The sequence below is a fragment of the Streptomyces sp. CA189 genome (assembly GCF_056428985.1).
The window spans coordinates 1-9,817 of the sequence record NZ_JBWJVM010000142.1 but is presented as its reverse complement, the minus strand read 5'-3'; the positions used below and the strand labels follow the sequence as shown (position 1 = coordinate 9,817).

The window sequence follows — 9,817 nt, the reverse complement described above, 5'->3', positions numbered from 1 at the left end:
ACAAACTCGATGTGCAGACGGGCGAAGTGCGGGAACAAAACGGCGAGAAGATCAGCGACGGACACCCGGCATGATCACGACCTACAGAGATCAACATCTCGAGTTTCACGGAACTCGCGACAGAGCCGACATACTCCCCATAGGCGGCCATTTACGGCCCCACTGATGGCCAGGGGTTTCCCCGCGGATGGCCAGGTTTTCTCCCCGCTCGCCCCAGACGTACCCGGTCGGCGAAGCTCGAGCGGGTGAAGAACAGCAGGGAGATCATGGAAATCCTTGAGGCATACGACCTCACGGGCAGTTACCGTTCGGCGGCCGAGCTCGCCGGGTGCGACCACCACACGGTGGCCCGATATGTGAAGATGCGGGCCGCAGGACAGCACCCCGACGCCCGCCGGCACCGCGACCGGGCGATCGACGTGTTCCTGCCGAAGATCGAAGAGCTGGTGGTCCGCTCGAACGGGCGGATCCGCGCGGACGTGGTCCACAAAAGGATCACCGCGATGGGCTTCACGGGCGGGGAACGCACCACCCGCCGCACGGTCGCGGAGGCAAAAACCCAGTTCAGGGCCGGTCAGCGGCGGGTCTATCGGCCGTGGATCACCGAGCCGGGGCTATGGCTGCAATGGGACTGGGGCGAGGGCCCGCAGATCGGCGGACGACGCACGTCGCTGTGGTGCGCGTGGGTGGCCTGGTCGCGGTTCCGCGTCGTGATCCCCGTTTGGGACAAGACGCTGCCGACGATCACCGCGTGTCTGGACGCGACGCTGCGGCGAATCGGCGGAGTCCCGGCCTACGCGCTGACCGACAATGAGAAGACGGTCACCACCGACCACATCGCCGGGATCGCGGTCCGCAACCCCGAGATCGTCGAGGTCGCCCGCCACTACGGCATGACGATACGTACCTGTCTGCCGGCGGACCCCGAAACCAAGGGCGGATCGGAGGCGACCGTCCGCATCGCCAAGGCCGACCTGGTCCCCAAAGACGTCAACCTCCTTGAGGAGTACCGCAACTTCGCCGCCCTGGAGTCGGCCTGCCGCACCTTCTGCGAGGAGGTCAACAACCGGGTCCACCGCGAGACCAAGCGCCGCCCCATCGAGATGCTCGCCGAGGAACGAACCCGCCTGCATCCGCTGCCCAAGCAGCCCTTCACGGTTGCGTTCGGCACTACCCGGCGGGTCTGCTGGGACTCCACGATCTCGGTCGAGGCCGTGCGCTACTCGGTTCCGCACGAGCTGATCGACACCCGGGTCTGGGCCCGTTTCCACGGTGACGAGCTGATCGTCACCGCGGTCGACACCGTGGACGGGCATGCCCGCGAGGTGGCCCGCCACCCGCGCGGATCGTCCGGGACTCCGGTCCTGGACGACACCCACTACCCGCCGCGGGAGAACAAGGAAGGCGACCGCACCCCGAAGGCGACCAGCGCCGAGGAGGCCGCGTTCTTGATGCTCGGCCCTGGCGCCGCTGCCTGGCTGGTCGAGGCCGCCACCGCTGGCACCCGCAAGGTCAAGGCGAAGATGGCCGAGGCCGTCGCCTTCTCCAAGCTCTACTCCACCGCCGAGGTCGACCGGGCGCTTGGCACCGCCGCGGTCACCGGCCGGTTCGCCGAGAAGGACCTGATCTCCATCCTCGACTACCAGGTCGGCCGCGAGAGCGTCGAGGTCACCCGAGCCAGCGAAACCCACAGCCTGCAGCCCGGCACCTCCGCCTGGTCCCGCTTCGGCACCATCCCGCTCGAGATCGACGACGAAGGCGACACCCTCTGATGGCCACCCCACTCCGCACCGTTTCCGGCTCCAGCGGCGACCAGCTCGCCGAGGCCATCGAGCTGACCAAGCGGCTCAAACTCCCGCACATCCGCAAGGCGTTGACCGATGTGATCCCCACCGCGAAGGCCCAGAGGTGGGACCCCGCGGAAGTCGTACGCGTTCTCCTCTCCGAAGAGGCCGCCGGCCGTGACCGCGCGAACCTGCATACCCGCCGCAAGCGCGCCGGATTCCCCGCCGGGAAGACGTTCGGCGACTGGGACGAGCAGGCATCCTCTATCCCTCGCGCCACCCAGGACTCCATCAAGACCCTCGAGTGGGTCCAACGCAGGGAGAACCTCTGTGTGGTCGGGCCCTCTGGGACCGGGAAAAGCCATTGGTGCGAGGCTCTGGGACAGGCCGCCGTCGAGGCCGGGATGGCCGTCGCCTGGTTCTCCATCGAAGACCTCGGCGCCCTCGTCCGCCGCCACCGGGCCGACGATTCCATCGCCAAGGCCCTGACACGGGTGATCCGCTCCGACCTGATCATCGTCGACGACATCGGCCTGCTGCCCGTCAGCCCCGACGCCGCCGAAGGCTTCTACCGCCTGGTCGATGCCGCCTACGAACGACGCGCGCTCGCGGTCAGCAGCAACCTCCACCCATCAGGATTCGACGAGATCATGCCCAAGACGCTGGCCACCGCGACCGTCGACCGACTCATGCACCACGCCCACATCGTGGTCACTCAGGGTGACAGCTTCCGGCTCACCCAGGCCACCTCCGGACAGGGAGTCAAGCCCTTCAGCTGATCACACACTCACCACGGCGGGGAATTATCTGGCCGCCGTTGGGGAGATCTCGCAGGCCGTCAGTGGGGCGAAACCCTGGCCGCCTACGGGGAGCACTTCAAGGCCATTGACAGGGATGCAGCGGGACCGCCTGGCCAGGAGCGACGTGCCGTCGGACGACGGTCTTGGTCCGGTCGTAGACGATCGTCATCGGGGCACCACCGAAGTGGGTGAATGCACGGCGGTGGCAGTCGAAGAACGTCTGCAGGTCCTGGCTGGTGGTGAAGCAGCAGAACGGGTCTCGCGAATACGAGAGCGTCATGTGGAAGGAGTAGACCTTCGCAATCCCCATGTGGGCGAGGATCTTTCCCTCATCGCCCCAGTCGACCTGGGCCTGGGCGCCGGGGATCACCTCGAACCGGCGGTGCATCCCAGCCAGTTCCTTGGGCGTGATCCCCAGTTCCTCGGCGATTCTGGGCCGGGCCGTCTGAACGTAGAGCTTGACTCGCTGATAGTTGCCGGTGAAGCCGTACTCCTGGGCCCTCCGCTCGTGGATGACCGCGGCCTTCATCAGCACCTCGGCCCTGAGCATCGAGTCGATCAGCGGCCCGAACTCGTCGATCACCCTCACCCGCCGACCGCTCGGCGACCGGCTTGGAGGAGTCGCCGGCCCCGGTGCCGAGAGGTACTTTCGGACCGTCTTGCGGTCCAGCCCGGTCTCCCTGGCGATCTCCGACAAGCTCATCGCCCCGGACTCCAACAGGCCACGAAAGCGCCGAAGCTCCAGCCACCGCTGCGGATCCAAGACCACTGCCAGTCCCCTCCGCCGCCCGTATCGACCAAGCAGCAGAGTGCCGATCACCAGGTCTCACCGCATCAGCAACTGTCCCTTTTCATCCGTACGAGTCTGGGGACGACGCTCACGTGTACGCCGACAGCCCTGGAGTCGTGAGGAACAGGGCCGCTGGTCCGAGCTCACGGGTGTCGTTCTGGGAACGCTCTGGGAGTCGATGACCGTGGCGACCACCCGCGGGGCATTGCCCATGTCACGGAGGATGCGTTCGCGCAGGTAACCGCGGCTCTGCCCGACGACGCCGGCCGCGGCCCATCTCTCGGAAGTCTCCTAGGGGTCAGTCTTCAAGAACCCGCGACAGACATCGCGCGTCACCCGGAACCCACCACCCTCACGGTCGTTGAACAACCGCCTCCAAAGATCTGCATCGAGGCGCGCAGGGCCCCACAGCCGTCACACAGCAGCCGTGGGGCCCTGCGCATGACCTGACGACCGGCCTGCAGGACCTCTCAGGCTGCCGTGGCGATGGTCGGTTTGGGGGCCCTTTTTGGGTGATGCGGCGGGTCATGAGGGTGATGGCGGCCCAGTCGGCAGCGCCGGAAGGGCGGGGCGGCGTGACGATCGAACTAGTGACCGAGCTGGGAGCCGGGAGTGCGATGCGTGTGCCGCGGGCCCGAGTCGTACCCCTGTCCGCCGCTCCGGCGTCGTACACCGCGGCGGTCGAGCGCTATGGCGATCGACCGTCGGTCCATCATTTCGATCGCGCTCTGTTCGTCCGATGCGGGCGCGGGCCAGCCGAGGGCCGTGACGCGGTCGGCGACAGCGCGGCTGCGGTCCGGCGGGATCAGGTGCTGGTGGACGTCGATGCATGCGGGGTGCGTCATGCCTGACCGGGCCTCCTAGGATGCGGGGTGCCGGCTGCGGCGGGGCAGCCTGTCCCATCAGAAGGGACGGCGGGGGCGGACGGGTCTGCCCGGCCCGTGACACGAGCGCGGCCGCCCCGGAGTTCACCTGAATGGCCGCTGCAGGGCACGTGTCCAGGTGCCGAATGCTGGGTCGCATAGCCGGGCGTGGCACCCGGAATAGGGTTGGGGATCACCACTCTCGGGAGCCCGGATCCGCCGCGCGCTGCTTCACAGGTCATGCGCTCTTTGATGCCGCGGTTCGTAGAGTCCGAGGTCGCCGCCCCCGGGCAGCTTGAGTACCGTCATCAGCCCCCAGCCCTCATCGCTGACCGGCTGTGTGAACTCCACGCCCTTCGCGATCAGTTCCTCCCTCGTGGTCTCGACGTCGTCGCACATCAGGAAGAACTCGTGCGACTCTGGTCCCTCGATGGGATGCACGGCGATCTCTGCCGGTGGCAGTTTGAAGATCAGCCAACCGTCACCGGCGTCGATGTGGGGAAAGCGCAGAACGTCCTGGAAGAACGCGCGGTCCGCTTCCGCGTCCTGGCTGTAGATCACTACGTGGGCGCCATTGATCACGCTCTGACGCTACCGAGCAGCCGGGCGTCCGCGCCGCTTCCACTCGCAACCAGCAGGAACCTCACCCATAAGGCTGCACCTGGTTCGGATCGGCCGGCCTGTTTGAGATGTGACGCTGCATCTCGCCGGTCGTGGTGGCCGGGAGATGCAGCGTGTGAGCGATGTGGGTGGTCAGCAGTTGGTCGGGCTGTCTCCTGAGTCGTAGAGGCAGGTGTTCGGGGAGCCGCCGCCGTCGAGTTCGTCCCCGGGCCTGCCGTCGCGCGTGTCGAGGGTGTCGAAGCCGGCACGGCCGAAGAGGCTGTTAAGGGAGGCGTTGCCGACCAGGTGGTCGCCGGCCGAGCCGCCGGTGGCGTTCTCGACGTCGGTCCCGTTGTTGTCCTGCTCGCCGGTGGCGCCGTCGTCCGCGGTGTTGTCGAGGCTGACGCTGGTCGATGTCGTACGGCCGGCGTACCAGGCGTGGTCCTCGGTGCCCGCGCCTCCGTTGAAGGTGTCGTCGCCGTCGGCCGCGGTGCCGTAGTCGGCGGTGTCGTCGCCGCCCATCCCGTTCAGGGTGTCGTTGCCGGCCCGGCCGGTGAGGCGGTTGCTCGCGCCGCTGCCGGTGAGGGTGTCGCCTCCTGCCCCGCCGATGGTGTTCTCCACGTCCGTACGGTTGTTGTCGCCTTCGCCGGAGCCGCCGTCGTTGGCGATGCTGTCGAGGGAGACGTTGACCGCCGCGGTGCGGCGACCGTAGGAGGCGGTGTCGGTGCCGGGTCCGCCGGCGAATTCGTCCCGGCCGTCAGCGGCCGTGCCGTAGTCGGCGGTGTCGTTGCCGCCCATTCCGTTGAGGATGTCGTTGCCGCTGCCGCCGGTGAGGACGTTGTTGTCAGCGCTGCCGATCAGGGCGTCGTCGCCGGAGCCCGCGAGGATGTTCTCCACGTCCGAGGAGACGTTGTCGCCTTCTCCCGCCTCGCCGTCGTGTGCGTCGCCGTCGAGGGAGACGGCGATGTCGGCGGTGCGGGAGCGGTAGTCGGCGGTGTCGGTGCCGCCCCCGCCGCTGAAGGAGTCGCTGCCGGTGCCGCCGTCGAGGACGTCGGTGTTCTCGCCGCCCTTGAGGGTGTCCGTTCCGTCGCCGCCGAAGAGGTTGTTGACTCCGCTCCCGCCCTGGTTGGGCCCGGCTTCGATGGTGTCGTCGCCGACCTCGCCGATCAGCGAGGCCGGAGTCTCGGCGTCCTTCTTGAGGATGTCGTTGCCGTTGCCCGCCCGCGCGACGATCCGGGTGATGCCGGCGCTTGAGCACTGCACCGTGCGCGGGTCGCCCGGGACTTGGGTGCAGCCGTTCCCGGGTGTGACCGTGTCTGCCGCGTCATGGATGCGCAGGGCGCCGGGACTGGAGCGGGTGATGGTGATGTCGTTGGCGACGTTCGCGGCCGCGTTCACGTTGAGGGTGCTGCCGCTCACGCTGACCCCCGGTCGCGGCATGCGCTGCGCCGGGGAACAGGACGAGTTGGCCCAGCACGAGCCCGCCGAGCACACACGCCCGGCCCAGTAGAAGTCTCATCATCGCTCCGCATCTTGAGGTTCGATCGACCTCGCGCCCGGTTGATGTCCGGGTTGGCACGGAAAGAATCCATATATCAACTAATTGGGCGAGTTTGGTCCTGTATGTATGATCGTCTCCGGACGCGGTTCCGCCGGTGGACGGCCGCCCGGCTTCGGCCACGAGACGTACATGGGCGGACCCGGGGCAAAGTGCCGGACCGGCTTGTTGAAACAGGCCGTCGAGCCTCCGCCAGAAACGACGAACTCGCCGTCTTGAAGCCACCGCCCGGCTCGCTCTGTTACCGCAGGCGGCGGCACGACGGTGACCGCATCTCAAGCACGTCCATGGGATGCGTCCCCTCGCCGGAACGAGTGACTCCGGCATGGCGTTGATCATGTCCGGCGTCAAGCGGGGGCACACTCCGGGGTGGATGGTGCGCACCTCCGCCCCGGAACACCAGCGGGTTCGCCGTCTGCCTCGCCGCTGGGTCGTCGAACGCTCGATTGCCGGGCTTCAGCATGCCATCGCGCTGCCCGCCGTCCGGTGAGCGTGCGTGCCGACGCCAGGGCGTCTCTGCTGCCGGTCCCTCAGATCACCAGGCCACGGCACTGGGCCGTGGGTACGCACAGGAGGATTCAACATGCCCAAGACGAAGACAACCCTGGTCGGCGCGGCCATCGTCGTCATCGCCGCTCTGACAGGTCTGAGCGCCGGCCCGGCGCAAGGTGCGTCGGGCTTCGACAAGGAGAAGGAGCCCACCGCGGCGGTAGCGGCCAAGGACGAGAGCCTGGCGCCGGACCGGGCCGCCCGTGCCAAGGTCGACCCGTCGCCCGCCACGAAGGCGGCGCTGGCGACGATCCAGGAACGGATCGCCCATTACGTCGCCACGAACGACACCAAGTACACCTTCGCCAGCTACGTGGACCAGGCCACCGGGAACATCGTCCTCGAAACCGACGCGCCGGACAGCCTGGTGTCCACGCTGAGCGACCTGTCCGACGCGGCGCCCGACCAGGACCAAGTGGTCAGCCAGATGCAGGTGCGCAAGACGACCACGCCCGACGTGTTCAGCCGCCGGGACGACTCCCCGCCGTTCTACGGCGGCGGCGGCATCACCGACGGAGGCGCCCTGTGCTCCTCCGGCTACGCCGTGCAGAACTCCGCCGGAACCAGGTTCATGGTCACCGCCGGCCACTGCTTCGCCAACGGCGCCACCGTCTATACCGAGTCCGGCAGGTACCTCTACGGCACCGTCTCCAACCGGCGCCTGCCCACGGTCACCAACGAGCCCGTGGACATGGAGCTCAGCGGCGGCCAGTCCTACTCGGGCCGTATCTTCACCGGCGACATCAACAGCAGCACCAACATCCCCGTGGTCTCGGCCGGCACCGCCTACGAGGGCTACAACGACTACTGCCACAGCGGCCGGACCACCGGCGAACACTGTGGTCACACGGCAACCAGCATCAACGGACAGGTATGCACACAAACCGGCTGCAAGTCACCCGTCATCGTCTTCCAGGGCGGCACCCTGCCGCAAGGCGGTGACTCCGGCAGCCCCTTCTACGCCAAGAACAGCTCCGGCGCCTGGATCCGAGGACACGTCATCGCAGGCAGCACCACCACCGGCTACGCCCAGCCATGGACCGTGGTAGCCCCCACCCTCGGCGTCAACATCGTGACCGGCTGACACACCAGCCCGCACCCGCGGTCCCCGGCCACGCACATCACCGCACCTCCAGGGGCCACGGCCCGCCGAACGACTCCACGCTCACCCCGTCATCCGGGGTGAGCACCACCCTCACGTACAGCTCGTAGGCCCCGGGACCCACGGGCCCGGCGCCCGGAACGCAGGACACGAGCGCCGCCTCGCCAGGCATACGCCTGACCTCCCCCGGGCCCAGATCCCAGCGGACCCCCATCAAATCCTGCGGCACCGGCACGGTCGCGACACGGCCGTGCCGGACCAGGAACACCTCGGCGCGCGGGGCTGCCACACCCCGCACCGCCACCCGGCTCGTGGCCTCGACCGTACCGTCGACCACCCGCTCGCCGGCCGACGCGGCGACAGGGAACCGCCCGGTCAGGGCCAGCACGCCGCCGGCCGGCGGCCGGAACGGCCTCCCGCACTCAAGGACAGTAATGCCGGGGGCCGGCTCAGGACCCATGGTCACCTGCTCCTTCGTCGAGGTCTCCACCTCCGACGCTCCACCCGAGGCGCCGGAACCGCACCCGCCGACGGCAAGGACCACAGCGAGCACGAGCATCGCCCTCCCGATGGCACACTTTCGGCTATCTGACATGGCCACCTCCCCTCCCGGGGTCCGACCTTCTTGATCCTTGGACGCGGCAGGGCCGTGACGTATGAAGTTTCCTTGTCTCGGAGAGGTTCGCGTCCACCCTGACAGGCATACGGCGGGTCGAAGGCAGAAGTTCCTCCGGGCCACCCGTGCGGCTGACCGCGATCACACCGGCGCTGCATGGACCGCGTCGGTCTCCCCGCGCCGACGACCCGCACGCGCCGTACGACAAGCGGCACCGTCCGCCGAGGGACATCTTCCGGCGACACCGTCCCGTGCACGACGGCGCCCATCTCCGCTCCGATGAGCCGCGCGTCTCGGAGGAATGGGAGGACTTCGCGTACCTCCCCGCCGGCACCGCCCCGACCTCGCGACCGCCGTAGCTTGGGCGAATGGGAGCACGCCCAGCGACGGATCAGCGCAGTAGCGACGGCAAGCTCACCGTTCTCCCCGGGCTACGGCACGTTTCCGGCGTACTTCTGACCCCCCCTGGAGGACCTCGGCGGCGTGCCCGCCGAGGTCGAGAACCAGGAACAGGCGCCCGAGCACCCGCACGTCATCGACGTGCCCGGCCTCCTCGCCGAGCACCTCAAGGCCACCGATGTCGCCGAGATCCGCGAAGCGCTGCGCGGTGGCCGGACGATCCGCCGCGGGCAGGGCTACTCGGTGCGCGTCACCGCCCCGTCCGCGCTCCAGCGGGCCGTGCTGAAGCAGTGCGCCGCCCTCGCCGGCGACGGCTCCGCCCCTGCCGGGCGCAAGGCGTACCGCACTTACGCCGACCGGATCGCCACGGCGACGAGGAAGGAGTGACTGCGGCGGCCCATGCTCACGAAGCTGGTGGCTGTTGTCCCGTACTCGCCGAAAAACCAACGCAGTAGCCCCTGACCTGGCCCGTTGCAGTGGAGTCGGTTGGCTGCGTTCGTAGACAACGCACTAGTAGGACTCCGTTAGGTCGATCTGGGTCTTGCTGAGAGGCGTCTGCCGGTTGGTGTGGGTAGGGGGCGGTGGCAGGTGGTGCAGATGCCGGTCCAGCAGCTCAGCAGGCTCTGGAGTGAACCGTTCCGGGTTCGGTAGAGATCTCAGTTGTTGGTTGTGACCTGCGGTTTTGTGGTCGTGAGGTAGTAGGCGGTCTCGTACTCGACGGGTGGGACGTGGCCTATCTCACCGTGGAGGCGGCGG

9 protein-coding genes and 1 pseudogene are annotated in these 9,817 nt (G+C 68.3%); 4 read left to right on the top strand and 6 right to left on the bottom strand.

Going from position 1 to position 9,817, the window contains the following annotated elements; all coding sequences use genetic code 11:
* Positions 1-245: 245 nt before the first annotated feature.
* Both istA and istB read left to right on the top strand, forming a co-directional pair.
* Entirely contained in the window at positions 246-1,772 is a 1,527-nt protein-coding gene (gene istA / locus AC061S_RS43735; RefSeq protein WP_478691456.1) for an IS21 family transposase, read from the top strand.
* Positions 1,772-2,563 carry an IS21-like element helper ATPase IstB gene (gene istB, locus AC061S_RS43730; RefSeq protein ID WP_266795039.1) on the top strand — a complete coding sequence of 264 codons (792 nt, stop codon included), beginning with the start codon at positions 1,772-1,774 and terminating at the stop codon, positions 2,561-2,563. The genes istA and istB overlap by 1 nt, the downstream gene beginning before the upstream one ends.
* Before the next feature lie 97 nt (positions 2,564-2,660).
* On the opposite strand, the gene AC061S_RS43725 is transcribed toward istB, so the two are convergent.
* The 5 genes and pseudogenes from AC061S_RS43725 to AC061S_RS43705 form a co-directional block, all read right to left on the bottom strand.
* Positions 2,661-3,404 (bottom strand): DDE-type integrase/transposase/recombinase, encoded by a 744-nt coding sequence (locus AC061S_RS43725; protein ID WP_478691455.1) that lies wholly within the window; start codon positions 3,402-3,404, stop codon positions 2,661-2,663.
* Positions 3,405-3,532: 128 nt separating this feature from the next.
* Positions 3,533-3,653: pseudogene (locus AC061S_RS43720) on the bottom strand (IS5-like element IS4811 family transposase); the annotation flags it as partial.
* A 308-nt stretch (positions 3,654-3,961) separates the two neighbouring features.
* Entirely contained in the window at positions 3,962-4,219 is a 258-nt protein-coding gene (locus AC061S_RS43715) for a hypothetical protein (RefSeq protein WP_478691454.1), read from the bottom strand.
* A 249-nt stretch (positions 4,220-4,468) separates the two neighbouring features.
* Positions 4,469-4,819: a VOC family protein gene (locus tag AC061S_RS43710; RefSeq protein WP_478691453.1), complete on the bottom strand. Its 351-nt coding sequence runs from the start codon at positions 4,817-4,819 to the stop codon at positions 4,469-4,471.
* A gap of 171 nt (positions 4,820-4,990) precedes the next feature.
* Positions 4,991-6,256 carry a calcium-binding protein gene (locus AC061S_RS43705; RefSeq protein ID WP_478691452.1) on the bottom strand — a complete coding sequence of 422 codons (1,266 nt, stop codon included), beginning with the start codon at positions 6,254-6,256 and terminating at the stop codon, positions 4,991-4,993.
* 722 nt (positions 6,257-6,978) lie between these two features.
* Between AC061S_RS43705 and AC061S_RS43700 the strand changes: the two genes are divergently transcribed.
* Positions 6,979-8,028 (top strand): chymotrypsin family serine protease, encoded by a 1,050-nt coding sequence (locus tag AC061S_RS43700; RefSeq protein WP_478691451.1) that lies wholly within the window; start codon positions 6,979-6,981, stop codon positions 8,026-8,028.
* A 37-nt stretch (positions 8,029-8,065) separates the two neighbouring features.
* On the opposite strand, the gene AC061S_RS43695 is transcribed toward AC061S_RS43700, so the two are convergent.
* Entirely contained in the window at positions 8,066-8,506 is a 441-nt protein-coding gene (locus AC061S_RS43695; RefSeq protein ID WP_478691450.1) for a hypothetical protein, read from the bottom strand.
* Between the two features lie 639 nt (positions 8,507-9,145).
* Between AC061S_RS43695 and AC061S_RS43690 the strand changes: the two genes are divergently transcribed.
* The gene (locus AC061S_RS43690; RefSeq protein WP_478691449.1) at positions 9,146-9,448 is read left to right on the top strand and encodes a hypothetical protein; all 303 of its coding nucleotides are present in this window, start codon (positions 9,146-9,148) and stop codon (positions 9,446-9,448) included.
* The last annotated feature ends 369 nt before the right edge of the window (positions 9,449-9,817 follow it).

Coding starts and splice junctions, on each gene's coding strand:
- istB (WP_266795039.1), top strand. CDS start 1,772: ATGGCCACCCCACTCCGCACCGTTTCCGGCTCCAGCGGCGACCAGCTC.
- AC061S_RS43715 (WP_478691454.1), bottom strand. CDS start 4,219: ATGACGCACCCCGCATGCATCGACGTCCACCAGCACCTGATCCCGCCG.
- AC061S_RS43695 (WP_478691450.1), bottom strand. CDS start 8,506: ATGGGTCCTGAGCCGGCCCCCGGCATTACTGTCCTTGAGTGCGGGAGG.
- AC061S_RS43700 (WP_478691451.1), top strand. CDS start 6,979: ATGCCCAAGACGAAGACAACCCTGGTCGGCGCGGCCATCGTCGTCATC.